Raw genomic sequence first — 26,140 nt, 5'->3', positions numbered from 1 at the left:
TCAGCCCCGCTCGCATATCCGCTGTTCTTCCCTGCAACGCGGCATAAATTCTCTGAATGTGCTTTCCCGTTCACTTTTTTGCCCCTCGTATCTGCCCTTTCGCGCTGACAGAGTAGCGCCACTAAACGTAAGGAGCAGATATGAACAGACAACACGGATTCACTCTCATTGAGCTGATGGTGGTCATCGGCATTATCGCGATTCTGAGCGCCATCGGCGTACCAGCCTATCAGAACTACCTGCGCAAAGCGGCGCTGACCGATATGCTGCAAACCTTCGTTCCTTACCGCACGGCCATTGAGCTTTGCGCACTGGATCACGGAGGCGTGGAGAGCTGCGATGCCGGCAGTAACGGTATTCCTTCCCCCACCACGACACGCTACGTTTCAGGAATGAGCGTGGCAAAAGGGACCGTGACCTTAACAGGACAGGAGAGTCTCAACGGGCTGACGGTAACCATGACGCCACGGTGGAACGACGGCAACGGTATGACGGGCTGGACGCGCGACTGTAAGATCGGTGCTGATAGCGCCCTGAAACAGGCCTGCGAAGACGTTTTCCGCTTCGACAACAACTGAGGAGCGGATAATGAATACCGAGCAACTCGTGGCGCTTTGTCTGCGCCACCGCGCGCTGCTGCTCACCAGCGACAGTGACATGGTCAGCATTGCCGTCGTGGGAAGCCCCGCGGCTGAACTCATGGAGGCGCTGCGCTTCGCGACCCAGAAACGAATTGATATTGAGTGCTGGAGCGCTGAGCGCATGGAAAAACACCGGCAGCTAACGTCCCAATCGCATCTGCCCGGCATTTCGCAAACATACTCAACAGTAGATGTCCTCAACCACACGCTGCTGCAGGCAATCAACCGGCGCGCCTCTGATATTCATATCGAACCGATGGAGCACGCGTGCCAGATTCGTTTACGTATCGACGGCGTACTTTGCCCTCAGCCTCCCCTTGCCGCTGAACTGGCAAGCCTGTTCAGCGCACGTTTAAAGGTGCTGGGTAACCTGGATATTGCAGAACGTCGTTTGCCCCAGGACGGTCAATTTACGATTGAGCTGGCAAACGAGCCGGTCTCATTTCGGATCGCGACGCTTCCCTGCAGCGGTGGTGAGAAAATTGTGCTGCGTCTCTTGCATCAGGTTCAGCAGGCCCTTGAGCCTGAAGCGCTTGGTATGAGTGCTGAACAACTGGCCCGTTTCAACGAGGTGCTCCACCAGCCGCAGGGGCTGATTCTGGTCACCGGCCCTACCGGCAGCGGCAAAACCGTGACCCTGTACAGCGCGCTGCAGGCGCGTAACACCCCTGACGTCAACATATGCAGCGTGGAGGATCCCATTGAGATCCCCCTTACGGGTTTAAACCAGACGCAGATTAATCCCCGGTCGGGTTTAACATTCCAGAGCGTGTTGAGGGCGCTGCTACGTCAGGATCCCGACATCATTATGGTCGGCGAAATCCGTGACGGTGAAACGGCAGCAATTGCCATTAATGCCGCCCAGACCGGTCATCTGGTACTGTCAACGCTTCACACCAACTCGACGACAGAAACCCTGATTCGCCTTGAGCAGATGGGCGTCGCGCGCTGGATGATATCTTCCGCGCTGTCGATGGTGATTGCCCAGCGACTGGTCAGGCGCCTGTGCCCACATTGTCGTCGGGAAGCCAGCGAGCATGCTGAATTACCGCGCGCCGTATGGCCCAGACCGCTTCCACGCTGGCAGCCCACCGGCTGCGAACGGTGTTATCACGGTTTTTATGGTCGCGTGGCCATTTTTGAAGTCCTGACGATCGACAATGCCCTGCGGCAGGCCATTGCCAGTGGAGCGGGAACAGAAGTGATAGAAGCGAGCGCCCGGCAGGCGGGAATGATTTCTCTTTACGAGCACGGTTGCATGGCCGTTGAACAAGGGTTGACCACGGTCGAAGAACTGGTGCGCGTGCTGGGAATGCCGGATGGCGGCTAATCAACTCTGGCGCTGGCGAGCGCTCACCAAAGAAGGAGAACCCCGAAGCGGGACACTCTGGGCCACAGACCGCAATGCCGCCTTCACCAGGCTAATGCGGAGCGATCTCCATCCTTTGACGCTGACCCGATGCACTCAGCGACACCGCTGGCGGCCACATCACTGCTACGAGATGTTTCGCCAGCTTGCAACGCTTTTGCAGGCCGGGCTGACGTTGTCCCACAGCCTGCAGATGCTGGCAGAGCAACATCCGTTAAAACCGTGGCAGGCACTGCTGCAAAGTATTGCCGATGAGCTCAGTGAGGGAGCCCCCTTTTCTGAGTCGCTAAAAAAGTGGCCAGCCGTTTTTAGCCCACTGCATGTCTCGATGGTGAAAACCGGTGAGCTCACAGGGAAACTGGAGGAGTGTTGTCGCCAGCTCGCGCAGCAGCAAAAAGCGCAGCAGGAGCTCAGAGCAAAGGTAAAAAAAGCCCTGCGCTATCCGGCGATTGTCCTGACGCTGGCCGTGCTCGTGGTGCTGGCGATGGTCATCCTGGTCTTGCCGGAGTTTGCCGCGATCTATAAAACGTTTAACGCTCCGCTTCCGCTGCTGACTCAGATGGTCATGGGGATGGCCGCCTTTATCCAGTCCTATGCCCTCGCGTTGTTCGCCGCGTTATTAGCGCCCTTAGCCGCTGCCTGGGCTCTGCGGCAGAACCCTCGGTGGCAGCGCATGCTGATGTATACGCCCGTGATGGGCGCGCTGGCAAAAGGACAAAAACTGGGGCACATCTTTACCGTGCTGTCACTCACGCAGCAGTCCGGAATCCCCTTTCTACAGGGCCTGGAGAGTGCAGAGGAGACCGTTGAAAGTCGGTACTGGCAGGGAATACTCCGTGGCGTTCGGGAGGACATTGAAAAAGGTCTCCCCGTCTGGTCATCCTTTAATAAAGCGGACATCTTTACCCCGCTGTGTATTCAGCTTTTACGAACCGCCGAAATGTCAGGTGCGCTGGATATCATGCTGGCAAACCTCGCCCGGCATCACACGGAACAGACCTTTCAACGAGCAGATAATCTGGCGGCACTTCTCGAGCCAGTGCTTCTGATTGTGACAGGGGTCATCATCGGCACGCTGGTGGTGGCAATGTACCTGCCAATTTTCCATCTGGGGGATGCGTTGAGTGCGGGATAGTACAGTAGGGCTGGCGCACGGGCATGCGCCAGCGAAAGCCATTACAGGCTATTGAATACGCGGTTTTCTTGTTCCTGAACGCGAATAAACGTCGTACGCTTTGTCAGCTCTTTCAGACGGGATGCCCCAACGTAGGTGCAGGCAGAGCGCAGGCCGCCGAGGATATCGCGTGCAGTGTTTTCAACCGGGCCGCGCAAAGGCAGCTTCACGGTTTTGCCTTCTGCCGCACGGTATTTTGCCACGCCACCGACGTGACGGGTCATCGCAGACTCAGAGCTCATGCCGTAGAACAGCATGAATTTCTCGCCGTTCTCTTCAACTACGGTACCACCGCTCTCTTCGTGACCTGCCAGCATACCGCCGAGCATCACGAAGTCCGCGCCGCCGCCGAAAGCCTTTGCGACATCACCCGGCATGGTGCAACCGCCGTCGCTGATGATCTGTCCGCCCAGCCCGTGCGCCGCATCGGCACATTCAATGACGGCGGAGAGCTGCGGATAACCGACGCCGGTTTTGACGCGTGTCGTGCATACAGAGCCCGGACCAATGCCCACTTTCACGATATCGGCACCGGAGAGGATCAGCTCTTCACACATTTCACCGGTCACCACGTTGCCCGCGATGATGGTTTTCGTCGGCCAGGCCTCACGCGCCTTGCTGACGAACTGCACGAAGTGCTCGGAGTAACCGTTCGCCACGTCAATACAAACGAAGTTGAGCGCCGGGTTAGCGTTCAGGATCTGTTTGGTCTTCTCGAAATCCGCATCGGAGGTGCCGGTAGAAACCATCACATGCTTCACTACGTCAGCAGATGTGGACGCGACAAACGCATTCCACTCTTCAGGGCTGTAATGTTTGTGCACGGCGGTGAGAATATCAAACTGTGCCAGGGCGGTTGCCATCTCAAAGGTACCCACAGTATCCATATTGGCAGCAATGATCGGCACGCCAGACCAGGTCTGACCGGAATGCTTAAAGGTGAATTGACGTTCGAGTTCAACGTCTGAGCGACTTTTCAGTGTAGAGCGTTTAGGGCGGATAAGAACGTCTTTGAAACCTAACTTCAGATCTTCTTCGATACGCATGTGCGGATTCCTGGGGTTAGAGGCAAATATGTTAAAAGCACAACTCCAGTGACGCTATCATACGCACTAATACCTGCTCCGCAAGACTGCGAAATTCTCTTTTTTTACGCTACAATCCTATAAATTTACCTGGTCAAAAGCCGGTAAACAGGGCTAAACAGTTGCTGGCGCACCTGAGAGTTTTAATCCACTGATTTTAATAATGAATAATTCCCAGGATTTGATTTAATGGGGTATATCGTCGCATTAACCGGCGGCATCGGTAGTGGCAAAAGTACCGTTGCGGACGCGTTTTCTCGTTTGGGTATCACGATTATTGATGCCGATATCATTGCCCGCCAGGTGGTAGAGCCCAATACACCCGCGCTAAAGGCCATAGCAGAACATTTTGGTCAGGCAATCATCAATGCCGACGGCACACTGAATCGCCGTCAGCTTCGCGAATGGATTTTTTCTGATTCTGCGGAAAAAGCCTGGCTTAATGCCCTGCTCCACCCCATCATCCACCAGGAAACTCAGCGTCAGATAGCCGCAGCCCGCTCGCCCTATGTCCTGTGGGTGGTCCCGCTGCTGGTGGAAAATCAGCTGCATCAGAAAGCCGATCGGGTGCTGGTGATTGATGTTGAACCCGAAACGCAAATCCAGAGAACCATGACGCGCGATCGCGTTTCGCGGGAGCATGCTGAACAAATTCTTGCCGCTCAGGCTACGCGCGCTCAGCGTCTTGCCGTGGCGGATGATGTTATTGATAATAACGGCGCACCAGATGCCATTGCATCGGATGTTGCCCGTCTGCACGCGCAGTATCTGACGTTCGCCGCGCAGGCCGTTGCACAGGAAAAACCATAATGTCGACACACATCCTTTTTGAGCATCCGCTCAACGAAAAAATGCGCACCTGGCTGCGTATCGAATTTCTTATTCAACAACTTTCACAACATCTGCCGGTTAACGATCATGCCACCGCATTGCACTTCTTCCGCAACGTAGGCGATCTGCTGGATGTGATTGAACGCGGTGATGTCCGCACAGAATTACTCAAAGAGCTGGAGCGCCAGCAGCGTAAATTGCAGGCATGGACAGAAGTCCCCGGCGTAGATCAGAGCCGTATCGACGCGCTCCGCCAGCAGTTGAAAAGCAGTAGCGCCGTCCTGATGGCCGCGCCACGCGTCGGGCAGTTTTTGCGCGAAGACCGCCTGATTGGTCTGGTGCGCCAGCGCCTGAGCATCCCTGGCGGCTGCTGTAGCTTCGACCTGCCGACGCTGCATATGTGGCTACATATGCCACAGGCTCAGCGTGACGCGCAGGTGAACAGCTGGCTGGCAAGCCTGGAGCCTATGCACCAGACGCTGTCGCTGATCCTCGACCTGATACGTAACTCTGCGCCGTTCCGCAAGCAAACCAGCCTGAATGGTTTCTACCAGGATAACGGTGATGATGCCGATCTTCTGCGCCTGAATTTATCGCTTGGCGAACAGCTTTACCCGCAGATTTCCGGGCATAAGAGCCGTTTTGCGATTCGCTTTATGCCGCTGGACAGTGAAAATGGCACCGTGCCGGAACGTCTCGATTTTGAACTGGCCTGTTGTTAAGGAGTGCCGATGTCTGATGTCACCACCGTAAGCTGCCCGACCTGCGGCAAAACCGTTGTATGGGGCGAAGTGAGTCCGTTCCGCCCATTCTGCAGCAAGCGCTGCCAGCTCATTGATCTGGGCGAATGGGCGGCGGAAGAGAAACGCATTCCAAGTGAAGGCGGTCTCTCGGACAGCGACGACTGGAGCGAAACCCAGCAGTAATCAGTAACGCCTGCTGGCCTTCGCTTAGCAGGCCTACGATTGTGCGGCTAACCGGAGGATCACAGGCTCATTGGCTGGCGGGAATTTTTCGGCATCACTTGCCTGAAGTTCCACCCAGTTACCCGGCTGTCCCTCTTTTCCCCAGGGTTCACCCTCCCAGTTTTCCACCAGCCAAAACCACAGCGTGATGTGCCTGTCCGGAAACTGGTATTCAAGCTTATCAAACAGCGTTGCGCCATGCGGGGTGATCCCCACCTCTTCCTGAAGCTCGCGAACCAGCGCCTCTTCCGGCGTTTCACCTGACTCGATTTTACCGCCCGGAAACTCCCACTTGTTTGCCATGTGGGCGTCGGCAGCGCGCTGGGTGATGAAGATTTGGTTTTGCGGGTTGCGGATAATCCCGACGGCAATTTGCAGTATTTTCATAGTGTCGCTTCCATAAAAAAGGCGCAGAAATCTGCGCCTTTTTGTTTTTTTATGAACTTAGCTCAGACGGCCGTGGCACGCCTTGTACTTTTTACCGGAACCACACGGGCACGGATCGTTACGACCCACTTTACGATCGCCGGTCTGCGCGGCGATCGCCGCTGCAGCTTCGCTGTCGTCGGTTTGGTGGCTCAGCTGTTGCATTTGTGCCAGACGCTCGGCTTCTTCACGACGCTGCTGCTCCATCGCTTCTACCTCTTCCGGCATGCGCACCTGAACCTTGCTCAGGGTGCTAATCACTTCATACTTCAGTGACTCCAGCATAGACGCAAACATGGAGAAGGATTCACGCTTGTATTCCTGCTTCGGATCTTTCTGCGCATAGCCACGCAGGTGGATACCCTGACGCAGGTAGTCCATCGCCGCCAGGTGCTCTTTCCACAGGGAGTCCAGAGTCTGCAGCATCACGCCTTTTTCAAAGTGACGCATCATCTCAGCGCCAACAACCTCTTCCTTACGCTTGTATACGTCCAGCGCGGTTTCAAAGATACGTTCACGCAAGGTCTCTTCGTGCAGCTCAGGCTCTTTATCCAGCCACTCTTTGATTGGCAGATCGAGGTCAAAGTCGTTTTTCAGGCGTTCCTGCAGGCCTTCGATATCCCACATTTCTTCCAGAGACTGCGGTGGAATATGCGCGTCGATGGTGGCTTTAAACACATCTTCACGAATGCTATTGATGGTTTCGCTCACGTCGGAGACGTCCAGCAGTTCGTTACGCTGGGTGTAGATCGCACGACGCTGATCGTTAGCCACGTCATCATATTCCAGCAGTTGCTTACGAATATCAAAGTTGCGGCTTTCCACTTTACGCTGTGCGTTCGCGATCGCTTTGGTCACCCACGGGTGCTCAATGGCTTCGCCAGGTTTCATCCCCAGCTTACGCATCATGCCGGATACGCGGTCGGAAGCAAAAATACGCATCAGCGCATCTTCCATAGACAGGTAGAAGCGGGATGAACCGGCATCACCCTGACGACCCGCACGACCACGCAGCTGGTTATCAATACGACGCGATTCGTGACGCTCCGTACCGATGATGTGCAGACCGCCGGAAGCCAGAACGGCGTCATGACGAACCTGCCAGTCGGCTTTGATCTGCGCAATCTGTTCTGGCGTTGGGTTTTCCAGCTCAGCCACTTCAGCCTGCCAGCTACCGCCCAGCATAATATCGGTACCACGACCCGCCATGTTGGTGGCGATGGTGACGGCAGCCGGATAACCCGCCTGCGCAACAATGTCTGCCTCTTTAGCGTGGAACTTGGCGTTCAGAACGTTGTGCTTGATGCCTGCTTTGGTCAGCTCGTTGGAAACCACTTCGGATTTCTCGATGGAGATGGTCCCCACCAGAACCGGCTGGCCTTTTGCGGTACGTTCGCGAATGTCTTCAATGATTGCCTGGATTTTTTCCGCTTCGGTCATGTACACCAGATCCGGCATATCCTTACGGATCATCGGACGGTTGGTTGGAACAACCACGGTATCCAGCTTGTAGATGGAGCTGAATTCAAACGCTTCGGTATCGGCGGTACCGGTCATCCCTGCCAGCTTCTCATACAGACGGAAGTAGTTCTGGAAGGTGATAGACGCCAGCGTCTGGTTTTCGTTTTGAATATCCACGCCTTCTTTGGCTTCTACAGCCTGGTGCAGACCGTCAGACCAGCGACGCCCCTGCATGGTACGGCCGGTGTGTTCATCGACGATGATCACTTCACCGTCTTTCACGATGTAGTCGACGTCGCGGGTGAACAACGCGTGGGCACGCAGCGCAGCGGTCACGTGGTGCATCAACATAATGTTGCTTGGGGAGTACAGGGACTCACCCTCTTCCATGATGCCTTCAGCGACCAGCAGCTCTTCAATTTTCACCAGACCGCGTTCGGTCAGGTTAACCTGGCGCGCTTTTTCATCAACGGAGAAGTGGCCTTCACCCTGGAAGGTGTCGGAGTCCTCTTTCTCCTGACGCAGCAGGTGTGGAATGATTTTGTCGACTTTACGGTACATCTCGGAGCTGTCTTCAGCCGGGCCGGAGATGATAAGCGGAGTACGCGCTTCATCGATCAGGATGGAGTCCACCTCATCCACCAGCGCGTAGTGCAGCTTACGCTGGACGCGCTCTTCAGGGCTGAACGCCATGTTGTCACGCAGGTAGTCGAAGCCGTATTCGTTGTTGGTACCGTAGGTAATATCCGCGTTATACGCTTCACGCTTGGCTGGCGCAGGCAGGCCGGACATGTTGATGCCGACAGTCATACCGAGGAATTCGAAAAGTGGACGGTTGTTTTCGGCGTCACGCTGCGCCAGATAGTCGTTGACGGTAACGACGTGAACGCCTTTACCGGTCAGCGCGTTCAGGTAAGCCGGCAGCGTTGCGGTCAGGGTTTTACCTTCACCGGTACGCATTTCCGCGATGCAGCGCTCGTTGAGCACCATACCACCCAGCAGCTGAACGTCGAAGTGACGCATGCCGAACACGCGCTTACTCGCTTCGCGCACGACAGCAAACGCTTCCGGGATCAGGCTTTCTAAGGTTTCACCTTTTTCCAGACGCGCACGAAATTCCGCTGTTTTCGCTTTAAGCTCGTCATCAGAGAGCTTCTCCATCGCCGGTTCCATACCGTTGATGACGGCAACTGCTTTGCGCATACGGCGCAGGGTACGATCGTTACGACTACCAAAAACTTTAGTTAACAATTTGATTAGCATAATAAATTCTCAAACGCCCCATTGTGGGCAGATAAATTAAGGTATTGAAAAAGTTAATTTAGCTGAGGCGTTGCGGCCCGGCGCGAATGCCGTGAGCCTGGCTAATCCAGGTTGAAACAGAGAATGAAACAGGTGAAACAAACTCACGTTGCGTCGACTGACGAACTATGACCGGCGGCTGGCTGTCCTGCGTGAGAAGCGCGTTGAGCGTGTCCAGCAGGGCAAGATGCTGAGCCTGCACCGGCAGCGCCTCTTGCGCAACAGGCATGGCCTGCGGTGCCATCGCAAACGACAGATGGCGGATAACCGTGCGGATAGCGTGCTGGTGCCAGTAATCGACGGTGAAGTTTGGACGGCGGCTGGCTTCAAGCCACGCAAGATTAGTGAAGTTAACCCGCGTGTTGAAATCGTGTTTAGTCGTGGAGGTTTTTGCGGGCGTCGCCGCTTCGGCACTGTTGCTGAGCGCAGGCAAGCCAAAGCTCGCCGCGACCATCCCTAATAAGAGATGCGGCCAGAAGTAACGTCTGCCAAATTGTCGCCAGCGCGTCAGTATTCCGCTCACCTGCTCCACCCAATAAGCCAGCCTTGCAGAGGCTGAGTTCAGTTATTCTTTTAGCGCCCAGATAGTATCACTAAAGCCAATGCACATCAGCAGGAATGAGGTGCCGCCGCGGGGAAAAACGGTCAAGAATGCAGCTAACGCACACATTTTCTGCGAAAGACAAACAAGAGATAACGCTGGGGCAAACTAAGAAGGGTAAAAATAAAAACGACTGGTCTTCCTGGTCGGAGAGAGTACCAGGTTAACCAGTCGATTTTTTTACGAAACGGCGTGAACCGTTACGCCAGAACCATGCTCGGTGCTTTGAAAGCCAGCGGCAGCTCAGCTTCGTCTTCGAAGGTCACATATTCCCAGGCTTCCTGTTTTGCCAGGACGGCCTGCAACAGTTTGTTGTTCAGCGCATGACCGGATTTGAACGCGGTAAATGCACCAATGATGTTGTGACCACACATGAACAGGTCGCCGATAGCATCCAGCATTTTGTGACGAACGAATTCATCTTCGAAACGCAGGCCGTCTTCGTTCAGTACGCGATAATCGTCAACAACGATGGCACAATCGAAGCTGCCGCCCAGGCACAGGCCGCGGGACTGCAGATATTCGATATCACGCATGAAGCCAAACGTACGGGCTCGGCTTATCTGGCGCATAAACGCATCGGCAGAGAAGTTCATCGCATAGCGTTGGGTGCTGGAGTCAATCGCCGGATGGTTAAAGTCGATGGTAAAGTCCAACGAGAAACCATTGTACGGTTTGAATTCAGCCCATTTGTCGCCATCTTCGACGCGAACGGTCTCTTTGATGCGAACAAATTTCTTCGCGCAGTTCAGTTCTTCGATGCCAGCATCCAGCAACAGATAGACGAACGGTGCAGCACTGCCATCCATAATCGGGATTTCTGGCGCATCGACTTCAACAATAATGTTGTCGATACCCAGTCCCGCCAGGGCGGCGTTCAGGTGCTCAACGGTAGAAATCCGCACGTCATGCTCGTTAACCAGACAAGTACAGAGCATAGTATCACGCACAGATTTGGCATCGGCCGGAAAATCTACCGGTGGATTCAAGTCGGTGCGACGATAGATGACCCCGGTATTGGCCGGCGCAGGGCGTAACGTCAGCGTGACTTTCTTGCCGGTATGTAAACCGACACCCGTCGCCTGAACGATACGTTTAAGTGTCCTTTGTTTGATCATCGTATAATCTCGCCAAATTAACTATCCAACCGAGAGTGTATATCACTAACGGTGGGCCAGTTTAGCACAAAGAGCGCAAATCCCCAAATTCCAGCCAATTCTTAGTCAGCTTGCTTACGCAGGAACGCCGGGATATCCAGATAATCTGGCTCTTTCGCCGTTTGCGGCGTTGGGTCGTTCACCACTTTCGCGGCCGGTTTCTGCTCCTGAGTCAGAGGAGACATACCGTGCTGCTGGTAACGATCCATTACCGGTTGCTGAGTCTGCTTGTTAGTCACTAAGGTGATCTCAGGACGTTTGTCCATGCCGATACCGGTAGCAACAACGGTAACACGCAGCTCGTCGTTCATTTCAGGGTCAAGAGAAGTACCGATTACCACGGTAGCGTTGTCAGAGGCGAACGCACGGATAGTGTTACCCACGGTTTCGAACTCATCCAGACGCAGGTCAAAGCCAGCGGTAATGTTGACCAGCACACCGCGCGCACCAGACAGATCGATATCTTCCAGCAGTGGAGAAGAAATGGCCATTTCAGCTGCTTCTTCTGCACGATCTTCACCGCTCGCCACGCCAGAGCCCATCATCGCGTAGCCCATTTCGGACATCACGGTGCGAACGTCTGCAAAGTCAACGTTCATCAGGCCAGGACGGGTAATCAGTTCAGCGATACCCTGGACCGCGCCTTTCAGCACGTCGTTTGCTGCACCGAATGCGTCAAGCAGGGAGATACCGCGCCCCAGAACCTTCAACAGCTTGTCGTTAGGGATGGTGATCAGCGAGTCCACATGCTTGGACAGCTCGGTGATACCCTGCTCCGCGAACGCCATACGCTTCTTGCCTTCAAAGTTGAAAGGCTTGGTCACGACAGCAACGGTCAGGATACCTAAATCTTTAGCTACTTCAGCCACAACAGGTGCTGCGCCGGTACCCGTACCGCCACCCATACCTGCTGCGATGAAGACCATGTCCGCACCTTCCAGTGCAGCGCGCAGCGCTTCACGATCTTCTTCAGCCGCATTGCGACCAACTTCCGGGTTAGCCCCTGCTCCCAGCCCTTTGGTGATACCACCGCCGATCTGGATAGTCTGGCCTACAGCCGTCTTACGCAGTGCCTGCGCATCGGTGTTAACTGCGAAGAATTCAACACCTTCAATGCGTTCACGCACCATATGCTCTACGGCGTTACCGCCGCCGCCACCGACGCCGATGACTTTAATCACCGCGTCGTTGGTCAGTTCCATAGGTTCAAACATAATTTCTCTCTCCGTTGTGCCTGTCGCCCGAGACCGCTAATTCTCTCCGGTCTCTTAAAAAAATTAAAACTCTTTTCGCAACCAGTTGTTCAGTCGTTTGACCCACGACCCCACTGAGACGCGTTTTTCCACTTCTGCTTCACCACTGAGATGAGATTCCTTCCCGTAGTGAAGCAGGCCCACAGCCGTTGAATAATACGGCTCCTGAGCATAATCCGTTAAACCGGTGATATTCAGCGGCGCACCAATACGCACCTGCGTATGGAACACGCGCTGAGCACAGGCCGCAAGACCTTCAATTTGCGCTGCACCGCCGGTTAATACAATCCCCGCCGCAAGATGATGCTTAACACCCTGCTGACGAAGCTGTTCCTGTAACTGTAAAATCTCTTCGTTGACCAGGTTGAGCAGCTCGGTATAGCGCGGCTCAATCACCTCTGCCAACGTCTGGCGCTGCAGGCTACGCGGTGGACGACCACCGACGCTCGGCACTTCAACGCTCTCATCTTTGCCAACGATAGACCCCAGCGCACAGCCGTGGCGCACTTTAATTGCTTCTGCATCGCTCGGCGGCGTACCAAAAGCGTAAGCAATATCGCTGGTCACAACGTTCCCGGCATAAGGGATCACTTTAGTGTGGCGCAACGCACCGCCGGTATAGACGGCGATATCCATTGTACCACCACCAATATCGACCACACAGACACCCAGTTCACGTTCATCTTCGGTCAGCACGGAATAACTTGCCGCCAGACCCGCGAAAATAAGTTGGTCAACTTTCAGGCCACAACGTTCAACGGCTTTTACAATGTTCTTCGCCATATCGTTGTGACATGTGATCAGGTGCACTTTTGCCTGCATACGTACGCCAGAAAGACCGACCGGGTTCTTGATCCCTTCCTGGTAGTCAATCGCATATTCCTGCGGAATGACATGCAGCACGCGATGTTCGTCGCGGACACGCACGGATTTCGCCGTGTGCACTACGTTTTCAACGTCTTCCTGCGTCACTTCTTCTTCGGAAATCGGCACCATACCAATTTCGTTCTGGCAGCTAATGTGCTTACCAGAAAGGGCCAGATAGACAGACGAAATCTGGCAATCTGCCATCAGTTCAGCCTGATCGATGGCGCGCTGAACGCATTTCACCACCGATTCAAGATCGTTTACCCCACCTTTATCCATACCACGGGACGGGCAACTGCCTACGCCAATGATATTGACCATACCGTCGGGCAGAACTTCCCCTACTAAAGCGGCAACCTTCGCGGTGCCAATCTCCAGTCCAACTACCAGTTTTCTGTCCGTCGCCTTGATCATTGTTGTTCTGCCTGTACCTGTGCCTGATTCTGTTGCTGATTAGGTTCCTCGACCGGAGCCGGTACCCAACCGACTGCTGCGCCTGAGTCATAGCGCAAATCAACGTAGCTTATCCGTTTGCCGTCAGTCTGTGCCTGCTGCTGTAAAACCGGGTAAAGTTCGACAAAACGCGCCAGACGCTTCATGGTGTCCCCGCGTCCCAGGTTGAGCTTAATGCCGTTCGTTAACGTCAGCTGCCAGGAACGGCGCGCCGTCATGGCAGCATCTTTTAACGTAAACCTGTCCTTCGCCAGCACCTGACCCATTTCGCGAAAACCCTGTAACACTTCGTTTTCGCTGCCTTCAGGGCCATACAACATCGGTAAATTTTGCTTGTTGACACGATCGGCCGGGACGCTGAAGGAATTTCCGTCTGCGTCAACCATGTGCTGATCATTCCAACGCGCAATCGGCACATATTCAACCAGATGAATCTTCAATTCATCAGGCCATTGCTTTCTTACGCTCGCCTGTTTTATCCATGGCAGACGTTCTATCTGACTCTGAATAATATTGACGTCCTGCGTCATAAAGGTGCCAGGCGAACCCAGCGCCAGTATTGACTGGCGAATATCGTCGTTACGCGTGTAGTGACGCTCACCGGTGACCACCAGCTTAGAGAGCGGCAACCGCTGCGCATCTTCCATCCAGCCCAGGACCATCCAGCCGCTGATAAACACGGTGCACAGCACCCCGAGCAGGAAAATGATGCCTGCAAGACGCGTTCCATTGCTGCGGCGTGAAGAGGTGTATTCGTCCTCGTCATCGCGGTTGCGCGTGTTCAATGCAGCCTGAGACATATCAGCCCGCCTGGTCCAGAATGCGTACGACTAACTGCGAGAAACTCATCCCCGCCTGACGCGCGGCCATCGGCACAAGGCTGTGGCTCGTCATACCCGGAGAGGTGTTGGCTTCCAGCAGATAAAATTGTCCATCTTTGTCCTGCATCACATCGATGCGTCCCCAGCCCTGGCAACCCAGAACATGCCAGGCTTTAAGCACCAGGGACTGTAAATCGGCTTCACGCTCAGCTTCAAGACCACTTGGGCAGAAATATTGCGTCTCATCAGAGAGATACTTCGCCTCATAATCATAGAAGACTCCAGCGGGTTGGATACGGATTGACGGTAAAATTTCTTCGCCAAGCATCGCGACGGTAAATTCCGGCCCGCTGAGCCATTTCTCTACCAAAACTTCATCATCATGTTGAAATGCCAGTGCAAAAGCGGACGCTAAATCGTCAGCTTTGTCGACTTTGGACATTCCCACGCTGGAGCCTTCCCGGCTGGGCTTTACAATAACCGGTAAGCCCAGTTCAGCAATGCGTGCATTAACGCTATCCGGCAGGCCCAATTCAAATTCGCGACGCGTCAGTGCCACCCATGGCGCAACAGGTAAACCTGCGCCCTGCCACAGCAGCTTGCTGCGCAGTTTATCCATTGAGATAGCGGAAGCCATCACGCCGCTGCCGGTGTACGGCAGGCCGAGCAGATCCAGAAGCCCCTGCAGGGTTCCGTCTTCACCACCACGGCCATGCAAAGCGATAAAGACTTTATCGAAGCCCATGGCTTTTAATTGCGTCACGTCAACCTCTTTTGGATCGACCAGGTGCGCATTGACGCCACCCTCCCGCAGGCCCGCCAGCACAGCCGCGCCGGAATTCAGGGAAACCTCGCGTTCAGCAGAGGTGCCGCCAGACAGGACAGCAATCTTATCAGCCATGATGCTCATCCTCCTGGGTTTGCGGCTTCAGTTTGATTTCAGCTAAGGTACGGGCGATTTTGCCGATATTTCCCGCGCCCTGAATCAGAATCAAATCGTTACCCGTCAGGACCGGTGCCAGAATTTCCGCTACCTGTGCAGGGTCAGAAACCAGAATAGGGTCAACCTTACCGCGTCCACGGATTGTACGGCACAGGGAGCGGCTGTCGGCCCCTGGAATCGGCGTCTCGCCTGCGGCGTATACGTCCAGCATTAACAGGGTGTCTACCTGTGACAGGACGCTGGCGAAATCGTCATACAGATCGCGCGTACGCGTGAAGCGGTGCGGCTGGAAGATCATAACCAGATTTTTGTCAGGCCAGCCCGCGCGTGCGGCTTTAATGGTGGCGTCCACTTCGGTCGGATGGTGGCCGTAGTCGTCCACCAGCATCGCAGTGCCGGCTTTACCGTTTACGGCGTCCAGCGGGAATTCACCGAGGAAGTCGAAGCGACGACCGGTGCCCTGGAAGCTTTCCAGCGCGCGCAGAATCGCATCATCATCAATGCCTTCTTCCGTCGCGACGGCCACTGCCGCTGCGGCATTGAGGGCATTATGGCGACCTGGTGCATTCAGCGTGACGTGCAGCAGTTCTTTGTCCTGACGCGCCAGCGTGAAGTGTCCCTGCGCACCAATCTGTTTGTACTCCTCCACGCGAACGTCAGCGTCTTCGCTGAAGCCGTAGGTGGTGATTTGACGACCCACGCGCGGCAGCAGCTCGCGGATCACCGGATCGTCTACGCACATTACCGCACGTCCATAGAACGGCAGGTTGTGCAGGAAGTTGATGAAGGTCTGCTTTAAGTTCTCGAAGTCGCCCTGGTAGGTATCCATATGGTCAGCTTCGATGTTAGTGACAATCGCCACCATCGGCTGCAGGTGCAGGAACGACGCGTCGCTCTCATCCGCTTCAGCTATCAGATAACGACTGTGGCCCAGACGTGCATGCACGCCCGCGGCTTTTACCAGACCGCCGTTGACGAACGTCGGATCGAGCCCCGCTTCCGCATAAATACTGGAAACCATCGCCGTGGTCGTGGTTTTACCGTGGGTCCCGGCAATGGCGATGCCGTGACGAAAACGCATCAGTTCCGCCAGCATTTCTGCACGGCGGATCACCGGAATGCGCGCTTCGTGCGCAGCAACGATTTCAGGGTTGTCAGAGGAGATGGCGCTTGAGACCACCACCACGCTCGCATCGCGCACGTTTTCCGGACGATGGTTGAAATAGATAGTCGCCCCAAGCGACGCCAGCTGCTGCGTAACAGGGTTTGGCGCCAGGTCAGACCCGCTGATCTGATAGCCTTCGTTAGCTAACACTTCGGCAATACCGCCCATGCCAGCACCACCGATGCCAACAAAGTGAATGTGCCGGACGCGACGCATCTCGGGCACGATTGAACGCAGTTTTGCCAGTTGTTGTGTATTCATTCTCTAAACGCCATCGACTACTTAAAATTCGTGCAGCGCAACACGCGCTGCGAGGGTTAAGCCTGGGCTGCCAGGCTCACTTCTTTTGCCACCCGTTCCGTCGCATCAGGGATAGCGGCCGCGCGCGCGCGTTGTGCCATCTCCAGCAGTGCGTCTCTGTCCCAGCCCGCCAGGGTGGTGGCGACCGCGTCGGCGGTAAATTGTGGCTGCTCAAATATCTTCGCCGCACCGGCTTTCTCAAGCGGCAGCGCATTCCAGTACTGCTGTCTGTCTTTGTGCTGGAACGGCACAAACAGGGCCGGCAGACCGGCGGCGGCGATCTCGCTCACCGTCAGCGCGCCTGAACGACAGACCACGACATCGGCCCAGGCATACGCTGCCGCCATGTCGTCGATAAACTCAGTGACTTTATGCTGCGGCTGACCTTCGTCTGCATAAGCTTGCTCAACGGTCTGCTGAGCGCCTTTCCCGCTCTGGTGCCAGATGGTCACGGTATCGCCCAGCTTTGCGGCAACTTGCGGCATCGTCTGGTTTAAAATGCGTGCGCCCTGAGAGCCCCCGACGACTAGCACACGAACCGGCCCTTCACGGCCCGTCAGGCGAGCATCCGGCAGCGGTAGCGCCAGCACGTCGACACGCACCGGATTACCCACCACGTCCGCTTTCGGGAACGCGCCGGGAAACGCCTGCATAACTTTGGTAGCGATTTTCGCCAGCCACTTGTTGGTCAGACCGGCAATACCGTTCTGCTCATGCAGCACGACGGGAATACCTAACGACCACGCCGCCAGCCCGCCAGGGCCCGAGACATACCCGCCCATGCCCAGCACCACATCAGGCTTAAAGCGCTTCATGATGGTGCGCGCCTGACGCCAGGCGTTAAAAATACGCACCGGAGCCAGCAGCATTGCCTTGAGGCCTTTGCCCCGAAGGCCGGAAATACGAATAAAGTCGATCTCGATACCGTGCTTCGGTACCAGATCGGCTTCCATGCGGTCTGCGGTTCCCAGCCAGCGTACCTGCCAGCCCTGTTCCATTAAATGGTGCGCAACCGCCAGTCCCGGGAACACGTGTCCACCGGTACCGCCTGCCATCACCATTAACCGCTTCGGTTGATTCATCGTGAACCTCGTGTAAACGCCTGGGCTTTTTCCAGACGCGTTTCATAATCTATGCGCAACAACAGCATGATGGCCGTCGACATAATCAACAGACTGGAACCACCATAACTGATCAACGGCAACGTCAGACCTTTGGTCGGCAGCATACCCGCTGCGGCCCCGACGTTAACCAATGCCTGGAAGCTAAACCAGATACCAATTGAGCAGGCCAGGAAGCCTGAGAAGCGGTGATCGATCTCCAGCGCTTTCCGGCCGATGGACATGGCGCGGAAAGCGACGAAGAATACCATTAATAGCGCTAATACCACACCGATATAACCCAGTTCTTCCGCAATAATGGAGAAGATGAAGTCAGTATGCGCTTCCGGTAAATACTCGAGTTTCTGTACCGAGTTCCCCAGCCCCTGTCCCCAGACTTCACCGCGACCAAAGGCCATCAGCGACTGCGTCAGCTGATAACCGCTGCCGAACGGATCTTCCCACGGGTTCCAGAACGAGGTCACACGGCGAATACGGTAAGGCTCGGCGAGGATCAGCAGCACAACCGCCGAAATCCCCATCCCGATAATAGCGATGAACTGCCACAGCTTCGCGCCCGCCAGGAACAGCATGGCCAGGGTGGTAACGAACAGCACGACAACGGTACCGAGGTCAGGCTGCGCCAGCAGTAATACCGCCAGCACCAGAATCACGCCCATCGGTTTTAAGAAGCCGCGCAGGTTGTTACGCACCTCATCTACCTTACGCACCAGGTAGTTAGCCAGGTAGCAGAACAGGGAGAGCTTGGTAAATTCCGCAGGCTGAATACGCAGCGGGCCGAAGGCGATCCAGCGGGATGCCCCGTTAACGGAGCTGCCCACCACCAGTACGATCAGCAGCATAATAATCGACGCGATCAGCATCGCCGTACTGTGCCGCTGCCAGAACTCCATCGGCAGACGCAAGGTCACCAGCGCCAGACAGAACGCCAGGATAATGTAAAGACCATCACGCTTGGCAAACAGGAAAGGATCGTTCGCCAGACGCTGCCCGACAGGCATTGATGCCGACGTCACCATAATAAAGCCTACCGCCGCCAGCCCCATCGTGAGCCAGAACAGCGTGCGGTCGTACATGATCAGGCTGTCGTTATCTTTTTGACGAGAGCCCATTACCCAGCCTTTGAGCGCCGCAAACAGCCATGCCAGGATCCCAAATCCTGGCATGCGCGGCATTTTCAGGCGAGGGAGAGATAAACGCATCAGCCTAACTCCTTCGCCAGGCGGGTAAAGACATCACCACGCTGTTCGAAATTCTTGAATTGATCGAGGCTGGCACAGGCCGGAGAGAGCAGCACCATATCGCCTGGCTTCACGCGAGGGGCAATCAACCGCATCGCCTGTTCCATGGTTTCGGTTTGCTCGGCAACTTCAGGGCGCAGTTCAGCCAGTTCGCTGCCGTCACGGCCAAAGCAGTAAAGACGAATGTTATCGCCGGAGAGATAGGGCTTCAGCGAGGAAAAATCAGCTGATTTACCGTCGCCGCCCAGCAGTAAATGCAGGGTGCCGTCAACGTGCAGCCCGTTCAGCGCGGCCTCCGTGCTACCCACGTTGGTGGCTTTGGAGTCGTTAATCCAGCGCACGCCGTTGTGCTCCAGCGCCAGCTGGAAACGGTGTGCCAGACCAGAAAAGGTGGTTAACGCTTTCAGGCTGGAGGAGCGCGGCAGCCCTACAGCATCAGCAAGCGCCAGCGCCGCCAGGGCATTGGTGTAGTTGTGCTGACCTGTGAGCTTCATCTCTTTCACGTTCAGCACTTTCTCACCCTTCACGCGCAGCCAGGTTTCGCCCAGTTGGCGGTTCAGGTGGTAGTCCCCCATCGTAATACCAAAGCTAATACAGCGATCGTCTGCGCCACGCACCGGCATCGTCAGAGCGTCATCGGCATTAACAACGCAGACTTTTGCATTTTCATAAACGCGCAGCTTAGCGGCACGGTATTGCTGCAGGCCAAATGGATACCTGTCCATATGATCTTCAGTTACGTTGAGGATCGTCGCAGCCGCAGCATGCAGGCTGGAAGTCGTTTCCAGCTGGAAGCTGGAGAGTTCCAGCACGAACAGCTCGCAGCCTTTGTCCAGCAGCATCAGAGCAGGTAAACCAATGTTACCGCCAACGCCGACGTTCATGCCTGCCGCTTTCGCCATTTCACCCACTAGAGTGGTGACGGTGCTTTTACCGTTAGAACCGGTAATAGCGATAACGGGCGCCTGCACTTCACGGCAGAACAGCTCGATATCGCCGACAATTTCCACACCCGCATCCGCGGCAGCGCTCAGCGAAGGGTGCGCCAGCGCCATACCCGGGCTGGCGACAATCAAATCGGCTGCCAGCAGCCAGTCATCATTCAGACCACCAAGGTGGCGTTCAACCTGTTCCGGCAGTTTGTCCAGACCCGGTGGAGAGACACGCGTATCCATCACGCGCGGCGTCACGCCGCGCGCGAGGAAAAAGTCCACGCAGGAGAGCCCCGTGAGGCCCAACCCGATGATAACGACTTTTTTGCCCTGGTAATCTGCCATGATTAACGTACCTTCAGCGTTGCCAGGCCAATCAGCACCAGCATCAGCGAAATAATCCAGAAGCGCACAATCACGCGCGGCTCCGGCCAGCCTTTCAGTTCATAGTGGTGGTGAATCGGCGCCATACGGAAGATGCGCTGACCGCGCAGCTTGAAGGAACCTACCTGCAAAATCACCGACAGGGTTTCAACCACAAACACGCCGCCCATAATCACCAGCAGGAACTCCTGACGCAGCAGCACGGCGATAATGCCGAGCGCACCGCCCAAAGCCAGAGAACCGACGTCACCCATAAAGACCTGCGCCGGATAGGTGTTGAACCACAGGAAGCCCAGCCCCGCCCCGACAATTGCCGTACAGACGATCACCAACTCACCCGCATGGCGCAGATAAGGGATGTGCAGGTAGCTCGCAAAGTTCATGTTACCGGTCGCCCACGCCACCAGCGCAAAACCGGCGGCCACAAAGACGGTTGGCATAATGGCCAGGCCATCCAGACCGTCCGTCAGGTTAACGGCGTTGCCCGTGCCGACAATCACAAAGTAGGCCAGCAGGATGTAGAACAGCCCCAGCTGTGGCATCACGTCCTTAAAGAACGGCACGACCAGCTCGGTGGCCGGTGTGTCTTTGCCTGCCAGATACAGAGCGAAGGCTACACCAAGCGCGATCACCGACATCCAGAAATATTTCCAGCGCGCGATCAGGCCCTTAGTATCTTTACGAACGACTTTGCGGTAATCATCAACAAAACCGATGATCCCATAACCCACCAGTACCGTCAGAACGCACCAGACGTACGGGTTGGAGGGATACGCCCACAGCAGCACGGAAACGACGATGGCGGTCAGGATCATGATCCCGCCCATGGTCGGGGTACCGCGTTTGCTGAAGTGCGACTCCGGACCGTCGTTACGCACAACCTGGCCGAAAGAGAGTTTTTGCAGACGGGCAATCATGCGCGGGCCCATCCACAACGAGATGAACAGCGCAGTCAGCAGGCTGACGATGGCGCGAAACGTCAGATACGAAAAGACGTTAAAGCCTGAATAATATTTGACCAAATGTTCGGCCAGCCAAACTAACATGTCCCGTTCTCCTGTAATGCGTGCACAACCTGTTCCATGGCGGCACTACGTGAACCTTTCACTAACACTGTCACAATTTGTTTTTCTGTAATTAATGCCTTAAGGCGCTCAATCAACGCGGTTTTATCGGCAAAATGCTCGCCAACGCCGCTGGCCTGGCTAATCGCCTGGCTTAGTTTTCCTGCGCTCAGGACACAGTCCAGCCCCGCAGCTTTCGCCGCTTCGCCAACCTGGGTATGACAGGCTTCGCTTTCGTCGCCCAGCTCTGCCATGTCGCCAACCACCATGATGCGGTAGCCCGGCATTTCGGATAACACCTGCACCGCCGCAGTCATTGAACCAACGTTCGCGTTGTAGGAGTCATCCAGCAGCAGTTTGTTTTCCGAAAGCTGAATCGGGAACAGACGACCCGGCACGGCTTTCAGGTTCGCCAGCCCGGCTTTGATCGCCTCATGTGAAGCGCCCACCGCCGTTGACAGCGCCGCCGCCGCAAGGGCATTAGCGATGTTATGGCGACCCGGCAGCGGCAGCAGAACCTCTACGCCTCCCGTTGGGGTCGTGAGGGTGAACTCGGTGCCGTGGGACGTCACATGGATATTAGTCGCCGTAAAATCACTGTTGGCCGCATTTGGCGAGAAGCGCCAGGTTTTACGCGAGCCAATGATGCTCTGCCAGTTCAGCCAGTCGTTGTTATCGGCGTTCAGAATAGCGATACCGTTATCCGGCAGGCCGGTATAAATCTCACCTTTCGCTTTCGCCACGCCTTCCAGCGAGCCAAAGCCTTCCAGGTGCGCAGCCGCGAGGTTATTCACCAGCGCAGCTTCCGGGCGAGTCAGGCTCACGGTCCAGGCGATTTCGCCCTGGTGGTTTGCTCCTAACTCGATCACCGCATAGTCATGTTCTTTGGTCAGGCGAAGCAATGTCATCGGCACGCCGATGTCATTATTGAGGTTGCCCGCGGTATAAAGCGTATTGCCGCACTGGCCAAGGATCGCCGCCGTCATCTCTTTCACCGACGTTTTGCCGGATGACCCGGTCAGCGCGACGACGCGAGCAGGCACTTGCTGACGCACCCAGGCGGCCAGCTCACCGAACGCGAGGCGCGTATCTTTCACCACAATTTGCGGCAGATCGATATCGAGCTTGCGGCTGACCAGCAGCGCACCGGCGCCGTTCTCTTTGGCCTGTTCAGCAAAATCATGCGCGTCAAAACGTTCGCCTTTCAGCGCCACAAACAGACACCCCGCGGTGATTTTGCGGGTGTCCGTCGTTACGGCATCAATGGTCAGGTCTTGCCCGTGCAGGTCGCCCTTCAGGATTGCAGCGGCCTGACGTAACGTGATGCTAATCATGCCACGACTCCCAGCAGACGAGCTGCCGTTACGCGGTCCGAGTAGTCCAGACGGCGATTGCCAACGATCTGATAATCTTCATGCCCTTTGCCCGCTAAGAGGACAACATCATTCTCCTGCGCCTGCATAATGGTATTGGTCACGGCTTCCACACGGCCTTCCACCACGCGAGCACGGCCCGCGTCCAGCATGCCCGCCAGAATGTCATTGATGATGGCGCGCGGCTCTTCCGTACGCGGGTTGTCATCGGTTACTACCGGAATATCTGCGAACTGCTCGGCAATAGCCCCCATCAGCGGGCGTTTGCCTTTATCGCGATCGCCGCCGCAGCCAAACACGCACCAGAGTTTTCCGGCGCAGTGCAGGCGCGCCGCTTCCAGCGCTTTTTCCAGCGCATCCGGCGTGTGGGCATAATCAACCACAACGGTCGGTTTGCCCGGCGCGTTGAACACTTCCATACGGCCACAAACCGGCTGCAGACGCGCTGAGGTTTTCAGCAGTTCAGCCATCGGATAACCCAGCGCCAGCAGCGTCACCAGCGCCAGCAGCAGGTTGCTGACGTTGAACGCGCCCATCAGGCGGCTTTCAATTTCGCCTTCACCCCAGGAAGAGGCAAAGCGGATTGTCGCCCCACTGTCGTGGTAATTCACCTCAACCGCCTTCAGCCAGCGTCCGTGGCAGTTCGGATTGATATGGTCTTCCATCGACACCGCAACCGCATCCGGCAGCTTCGCCAGCCAGCGGCGGCCCACTTCGTCGTCGGCGTTGATGATGGCTTGTCCGTAATGGTGAGTGGAGAACAGCAGCCATTTCGCGGCTTCGTAATGCTCCATATCACCATGATAATCAAGATGATCGCGGCTCAGGTTAGTAAACACTGAAGCGGCAAATTTCAGCGCCGCAACCCGATGCTGTACCAGACCGTGCGAAGAGACTTCCATTGCAGCAAAGGTTGCCCCCTGCCCAGCCAGACCTGCAAGCACATGCTGTACGTCTACCGCCGAGCCGGTGGTGTTTTCCGTCGGGCTCACTTTGCCCAGCAGGCCGTTACCTACGGTACCCATCACTGCACCGGTTTCACCCAACAGCTGGGCCCACTGCGCCATCAGCTGCGTGGTGGTGGTTTTACCGTTCGTGCCCGTCACGCCGACCAGACGCAGCTGGTCGGAAGGTTCGTGATAAAAACGTCCCGCCAGCGCGGAGAGACGCTCGTTTAACTGGCTGAGATAGATAACCGGCACCCCGTGCATTTCACGGATCTCACCGTCGGTTGCCTCATCTTTGGCCTCAGCAATAATGGCAGCCACACCTTGCGCAATCGCCTGCGGGATATAACGACGCCCGTCCGCCTGATGACCGACCACCGCCACAAAAAGATCGCCAGAAGCAGCCACGCGGCTGTCCAGTACCATCTCTCGCAGTGCTCGCTCCGGTGCATTTGGCACCCACGGAGCGAGAAGGTCGCGCAAATTACGATCTGCCACCTGTACCCTCGCCTTGATTAATTACAAATTCACTTTTTTCGCCCGTCGCCAGCGCATCCGGTTCAATGTTCATGGTGCGTAACACGCCGCCCATGATAGCCCCGAACACAGGCGCGGAGACGGCGCCGCCGTAGTATTTACCCGCCTGTGGATCGTTTATTACGACCACCAGCGCAAAACGCGGATTGCTTGCAGGCGCAACGCCTGCGGTATAGGCAATATATTTGTTGATGTAGCGGCCGTCTGGCCCCACCTTTTTCGCTGTACCGGTCTTGATGGCAATGCGATAACCTTTGATCGCCGCCTTCACGCCGCCGCCGCCAGGCAGCGCCACGCTTTCCATCATGTGCACCACGGTACGAACGACAGATTCCGGGAAGATACGCTCGCCCGGAACCGGTGGATCAACTTTAGTAATCGACAGCGGACGATAGACGCCATAGCTGCCAATCGTTGCATAGACTCGCGCTAGCTGTAACGGAGTTACCATTAGCCCGTAGCCGAAAGAGAAGGTGGCCCTCTCTATGTCAGACCACCGTTGTTTTTGAGGATATAAGCCACTGCGTTCTCCGACCAACCCCAAATTGGTCGCCTTTCCAAGTCCAAAACGTGAGTAAGTCTCTACTAACGCTGAGGACGGCATCGCTAACGCCAGCTTTGAAACGCCGACGTTACTCGACTTCTGTAATACCCCGGTCAGGGTCAATTCGCTGTAGCGCGCCACGTCTTTGATTTCGTGACCGTTAATTCGGTATGGAATGGTATTCAGTACGGTGTTTTCGTTGACGATACCGCGCTGAAGTGCAGTCATGACCACCATCGGCTTAACCGTCGAACCCGGTTCGAACACGTCGGTGATGGTACGGTTACGCATAACATCCTTCTGCGTGCCGGTAAGATTATTAGGGTTGTAGGACGGGCTATTGGCCATCGCCAGCACTTCACCCGTGCTGACATCAACTAACACAGCACTGCCCGATTCCGCTTTGTTGAAGGCCACGGCATTGTTCAGTTCGCGGTAAACCAGCGCCTGTAATCGCTCATCAATACTCAGCGCAAGGTTGTGTGCGGCCTGGCTGTCCGTTGAGGAAATATCCTCGATCACGCGACCATAGCGGTCTTTACGCACAATGCGCTCGCCGGGCTGGCCGGTAAGCCATTTATCAAAGCTTTTTTCAACGCCTTCAATCCCCTGGCTATCGACGTTAGTAAAGCCAATGAGGTGAGCAGTCACTTCGCCGGATGGATAGTAACGACGGGATTCTTCACGCAGATGGATCCCCGGCAGCTTCAATTTTTTGATGTAGTCCGCCATGTCAGGGTTCACCTGACGTGCCAGATAGATAAAGCGCCCTCTCGGGTTCGTATTCACGCGTGAAGCTAACTGGTCCAACGGCATCTTCAGCGCATCCGCAAGGGCCTTCCAGCGGTTATCAAGCGTGATACCGCCAGCATCATGCAGTTCTTTAGGATCGGCCCAAATCGCCTTCACCGGCACGCTCACCGCTAGCGGACGACCCGAGCGATCGGTAATCATCCCACGGGATGTCGACACTTCCTGAACGCGCAGGGAACGCATGTCACCCTGGCGTACCAGCATGTCAGGAGCGATGATTTGTAGCCAGGCCACGCGTCCAAGCAGAAAACCCAGAGCGAGTAAAATGCAGCCGCAAAGCAACGCAAAACGCCAACTGATAAAGTTGGCCTGTTCTTCCTGACGTTTTGGTTTTAGCGTTTTTGCCGCTGCTTTCATGCGTCGCGTTTTC

23 protein-coding genes are annotated in these 26,140 nt (G+C 55.8%); 6 read left to right on the top strand and 17 right to left on the bottom strand.

Translation table 11 applies throughout. From position 1 onward, the window contains the following. The first annotated feature begins 140 nt into the window (after positions 1 to 140). Genes ppdD through hofC form a run of 3 tightly spaced genes read left to right on the top strand, consistent with a single transcriptional unit; the run spans position 141 to position 3,145 of the window. Positions 141 to 578 carry a prepilin peptidase-dependent pilin gene (gene ppdD, locus KGP22_RS03605; RefSeq protein WP_111964028.1) on the top strand — a complete coding sequence of 146 codons (438 nt, stop codon included), beginning with the start codon at positions 141 to 143 and terminating at the stop codon, positions 576 to 578. Positions 579 to 588: 10 nt separating this feature from the next. Then, complete coding sequence (gene gspE / locus KGP22_RS03600; RefSeq protein WP_149367708.1) at positions 589 to 1,971, top strand: type II secretion system protein GspE; 1,383 nt, start codon at positions 589 to 591, stop codon at positions 1,969 to 1,971. Next, positions 1,961 to 3,145 (top strand): protein transport protein HofC, encoded by a 1,185-nt coding sequence (gene hofC / locus KGP22_RS03595; protein WP_111964030.1) that lies wholly within the window; start codon positions 1,961 to 1,963, stop codon positions 3,143 to 3,145. Before gspE ends, hofC begins: the two co-directional genes overlap by 11 nt. A gap of 41 nt (positions 3,146 to 3,186) precedes the next feature. Here hofC and KGP22_RS03590 read toward each other — a convergent pair whose 3' ends face one another. Next, the gene (locus KGP22_RS03590; RefSeq protein ID WP_127729618.1) at positions 3,187 to 4,230 is read right to left on the bottom strand and encodes a GMP reductase; all 1,044 of its coding nucleotides are present in this window, start codon (positions 4,228 to 4,230) and stop codon (positions 3,187 to 3,189) included. Positions 4,231 to 4,458: 228 nt separating this feature from the next. Here KGP22_RS03590 and coaE point away from each other — a divergent pair, with 228 nt between their 5' ends. From coaE to yacG, 3 genes are read left to right on the top strand one after another with little or no spacing between them, the layout of a single operon-like run. Further along, complete coding sequence (gene coaE, locus KGP22_RS03585) at positions 4,459 to 5,079, top strand: dephospho-CoA kinase (RefSeq protein ID WP_149367710.1); 621 nt, start codon at positions 4,459 to 4,461, stop codon at positions 5,077 to 5,079. After that, a complete protein-coding gene (zapD, locus tag KGP22_RS03580) occupies positions 5,079 to 5,822 on the top strand; it encodes a cell division protein ZapD (RefSeq protein WP_047173318.1) in 744 nt (247 codons plus the stop codon). Before coaE ends, zapD begins: the two co-directional genes overlap by 1 nt. Positions 5,823 to 5,831: 9 nt before the next feature. After that, entirely contained in the window at positions 5,832 to 6,026 is a 195-nt protein-coding gene (gene yacG / locus KGP22_RS03575; protein ID WP_111964032.1) for a DNA gyrase inhibitor YacG, read from the top strand. Positions 6,027 to 6,059: 33 nt separating this feature from the next. Here the strand turns inward: yacG and mutT are convergent, their stop codons facing one another. From mutT to KGP22_RS03495, 16 genes are all read right to left on the bottom strand, one after another. Continuing rightward, positions 6,060 to 6,452, bottom strand: coding sequence for an 8-oxo-dGTP diphosphatase MutT (gene mutT / locus KGP22_RS03570; protein ID WP_111964033.1), 393 nt, complete (start codon positions 6,450 to 6,452; stop codon positions 6,060 to 6,062). Positions 6,453 to 6,509: 57 nt separating this feature from the next. Then, on the bottom strand, positions 6,510 to 9,215 hold the full coding sequence (secA, locus tag KGP22_RS03565) for a preprotein translocase subunit SecA (RefSeq protein ID WP_111964034.1): 2,706 nt from the start codon (positions 9,213 to 9,215) through the stop codon (positions 6,510 to 6,512). 58 nt (positions 9,216 to 9,273) lie between these two features. Next, the gene (gene secM, locus KGP22_RS03560; RefSeq protein WP_223581245.1) at positions 9,274 to 9,777 is read right to left on the bottom strand and encodes a secA translation cis-regulator SecM; all 504 of its coding nucleotides are present in this window, start codon (positions 9,775 to 9,777) and stop codon (positions 9,274 to 9,276) included. Positions 9,778 to 10,055: 278 nt separating this feature from the next. Then, positions 10,056 to 10,973, bottom strand: a complete 918-nt coding sequence (lpxC, locus tag KGP22_RS03555; protein ID WP_008501977.1) for a UDP-3-O-acyl-N-acetylglucosamine deacetylase — start codon at positions 10,971 to 10,973, stop codon at positions 10,056 to 10,058. Between the two features lie 101 nt (positions 10,974 to 11,074). After that, positions 11,075 to 12,226, bottom strand: coding sequence for a cell division protein FtsZ (ftsZ, locus tag KGP22_RS03550; RefSeq protein WP_008501978.1), 1,152 nt, complete (start codon positions 12,224 to 12,226; stop codon positions 11,075 to 11,077). A gap of 63 nt (positions 12,227 to 12,289) precedes the next feature. Then, a complete protein-coding gene (gene ftsA / locus KGP22_RS03545) occupies positions 12,290 to 13,546 on the bottom strand; it encodes a cell division protein FtsA (RefSeq protein WP_023334508.1) in 1,257 nt (418 codons plus the stop codon). After that, a complete protein-coding gene (ftsQ, locus tag KGP22_RS03540) occupies positions 13,543 to 14,385 on the bottom strand; it encodes a cell division protein FtsQ (RefSeq protein ID WP_111964036.1) in 843 nt (280 codons plus the stop codon). Before ftsQ ends, ftsA begins: the two co-directional genes overlap by 4 nt. 1 nt (position 14,386) lies before the next feature. After that, positions 14,387 to 15,307, bottom strand: coding sequence for a D-alanine--D-alanine ligase (locus tag KGP22_RS03535; protein WP_223581243.1), 921 nt, complete (start codon positions 15,305 to 15,307; stop codon positions 14,387 to 14,389). Continuing rightward, positions 15,300 to 16,775, bottom strand: coding sequence for a UDP-N-acetylmuramate--L-alanine ligase (murC, locus tag KGP22_RS03530; RefSeq protein WP_023310397.1), 1,476 nt, complete (start codon positions 16,773 to 16,775; stop codon positions 15,300 to 15,302). Before murC ends, KGP22_RS03535 begins: the two co-directional genes overlap by 8 nt. Positions 16,776 to 16,831: 56 nt before the next feature. Next, positions 16,832 to 17,896 (bottom strand): undecaprenyldiphospho-muramoylpentapeptide beta-N-acetylglucosaminyltransferase, encoded by a 1,065-nt coding sequence (gene murG, locus KGP22_RS03525; RefSeq protein ID WP_223581241.1) that lies wholly within the window; start codon positions 17,894 to 17,896, stop codon positions 16,832 to 16,834. After that, positions 17,893 to 19,137 carry a cell division protein FtsW gene (ftsW, locus tag KGP22_RS03520; RefSeq protein ID WP_111964038.1) on the bottom strand — a complete coding sequence of 415 codons (1,245 nt, stop codon included), beginning with the start codon at positions 19,135 to 19,137 and terminating at the stop codon, positions 17,893 to 17,895. The genes murG and ftsW overlap by 4 nt, the downstream gene beginning before the upstream one ends. Continuing rightward, positions 19,137 to 20,453 carry a UDP-N-acetylmuramoyl-L-alanine--D-glutamate ligase gene (gene murD / locus KGP22_RS03515; RefSeq protein WP_111964039.1) on the bottom strand — a complete coding sequence of 439 codons (1,317 nt, stop codon included), beginning with the start codon at positions 20,451 to 20,453 and terminating at the stop codon, positions 19,137 to 19,139. Before murD ends, ftsW begins: the two co-directional genes overlap by 1 nt. A gap of 2 nt (positions 20,454 to 20,455) precedes the next feature. Continuing rightward, the gene (gene mraY / locus KGP22_RS03510; protein ID WP_223581239.1) at positions 20,456 to 21,538 is read right to left on the bottom strand and encodes a phospho-N-acetylmuramoyl-pentapeptide-transferase; all 1,083 of its coding nucleotides are present in this window, start codon (positions 21,536 to 21,538) and stop codon (positions 20,456 to 20,458) included. Then, positions 21,532 to 22,890, bottom strand: coding sequence for a UDP-N-acetylmuramoyl-tripeptide--D-alanyl-D-alanine ligase (murF, locus tag KGP22_RS03505; RefSeq protein ID WP_223581237.1), 1,359 nt, complete (start codon positions 22,888 to 22,890; stop codon positions 21,532 to 21,534). The genes mraY and murF overlap by 7 nt, the downstream gene beginning before the upstream one ends. Further along, positions 22,887 to 24,374: a UDP-N-acetylmuramoyl-L-alanyl-D-glutamate--2,6-diaminopimelate ligase gene (gene murE / locus KGP22_RS03500; RefSeq protein WP_223581235.1), complete on the bottom strand. Its 1,488-nt coding sequence runs from the start codon at positions 24,372 to 24,374 to the stop codon at positions 22,887 to 22,889. Before murE ends, murF begins: the two co-directional genes overlap by 4 nt. Continuing rightward, positions 24,361 to 26,127, bottom strand: coding sequence for a peptidoglycan glycosyltransferase FtsI (locus KGP22_RS03495; protein WP_111964042.1), 1,767 nt, complete (start codon positions 26,125 to 26,127; stop codon positions 24,361 to 24,363). Before KGP22_RS03495 ends, murE begins: the two co-directional genes overlap by 14 nt. Positions 26,128 to 26,140: the final 13 nt, after the last annotated feature.

The organism is Enterobacter sp. JBIWA005 (assembly GCF_019968805.1).
GTDB lineage: Bacteria > Pseudomonadota > Gammaproteobacteria > Enterobacterales > Enterobacteriaceae > Enterobacter > Enterobacter vonholyi.
This window is presented reverse-complemented; position numbering and strand designations above follow the sequence as displayed.

Excerpts from the sequence above, each read along its gene's own strand:
- ppdD (WP_111964028.1), top strand. The coding sequence starts at position 141 with ATGAACAGACAACACGGATTCACTCTCATTGAGCTGATGGTGGTCATC.
- gspE (WP_149367708.1), top strand. The coding sequence starts at position 589 with ATGAATACCGAGCAACTCGTGGCGCTTTGTCTGCGCCACCGCGCGCTG.
- hofC (WP_111964030.1), top strand. The coding sequence starts at position 1,961 with ATGGCGGCTAATCAACTCTGGCGCTGGCGAGCGCTCACCAAAGAAGGA.
- KGP22_RS03590 (WP_127729618.1), bottom strand. The coding sequence starts at position 4,230 with ATGCGTATCGAAGAAGATCTGAAGTTAGGTTTCAAAGACGTTCTTATC.
- coaE (WP_149367710.1), top strand. The coding sequence starts at position 4,459 with ATGGGGTATATCGTCGCATTAACCGGCGGCATCGGTAGTGGCAAAAGT.
- zapD (WP_047173318.1), top strand. The coding sequence starts at position 5,079 with ATGTCGACACACATCCTTTTTGAGCATCCGCTCAACGAAAAAATGCGC.
- yacG (WP_111964032.1), top strand. The coding sequence starts at position 5,832 with ATGTCTGATGTCACCACCGTAAGCTGCCCGACCTGCGGCAAAACCGTT.
- mutT (WP_111964033.1), bottom strand. The coding sequence starts at position 6,452 with ATGAAAATACTGCAAATTGCCGTCGGGATTATCCGCAACCCGCAAAAC.
- secA (WP_111964034.1), bottom strand. The coding sequence starts at position 9,215 with ATGCTAATCAAATTGTTAACTAAAGTTTTTGGTAGTCGTAACGATCGT.
- lpxC (WP_008501977.1), bottom strand. The coding sequence starts at position 10,973 with ATGATCAAACAAAGGACACTTAAACGTATCGTTCAGGCGACGGGTGTC.
- ftsZ (WP_008501978.1), bottom strand. The coding sequence starts at position 12,226 with ATGTTTGAACCTATGGAACTGACCAACGACGCGGTGATTAAAGTCATC.
- ftsA (WP_023334508.1), bottom strand. The coding sequence starts at position 13,546 with ATGATCAAGGCGACGGACAGAAAACTGGTAGTTGGACTGGAGATTGGC.
- ftsQ (WP_111964036.1), bottom strand. The coding sequence starts at position 14,385 with ATGTCTCAGGCTGCATTGAACACGCGCAACCGCGATGACGAGGACGAA.
- KGP22_RS03535 (WP_223581243.1), bottom strand. The coding sequence starts at position 15,307 with ATGGCTGATAAGATTGCTGTCCTGTCTGGCGGCACCTCTGCTGAACGC.
- murC (WP_023310397.1), bottom strand. The coding sequence starts at position 16,775 with ATGAATACACAACAACTGGCAAAACTGCGTTCAATCGTGCCCGAGATG.
- murG (WP_223581241.1), bottom strand. The coding sequence starts at position 17,896 with ATGAATCAACCGAAGCGGTTAATGGTGATGGCAGGCGGTACCGGTGGA.
- ftsW (WP_111964038.1), bottom strand. The coding sequence starts at position 19,137 with ATGCGTTTATCTCTCCCTCGCCTGAAAATGCCGCGCATGCCAGGATTT.
- murD (WP_111964039.1), bottom strand. The coding sequence starts at position 20,453 with ATGGCAGATTACCAGGGCAAAAAAGTCGTTATCATCGGGTTGGGCCTC.
- mraY (WP_223581239.1), bottom strand. The coding sequence starts at position 21,538 with ATGTTAGTTTGGCTGGCCGAACATTTGGTCAAATATTATTCAGGCTTT.
- murF (WP_223581237.1), bottom strand. The coding sequence starts at position 22,890 with ATGATTAGCATCACGTTACGTCAGGCCGCTGCAATCCTGAAGGGCGAC.
- KGP22_RS03495 (WP_111964042.1), bottom strand. The coding sequence starts at position 26,127 with ATGAAAGCAGCGGCAAAAACGCTAAAACCAAAACGTCAGGAAGAACAG.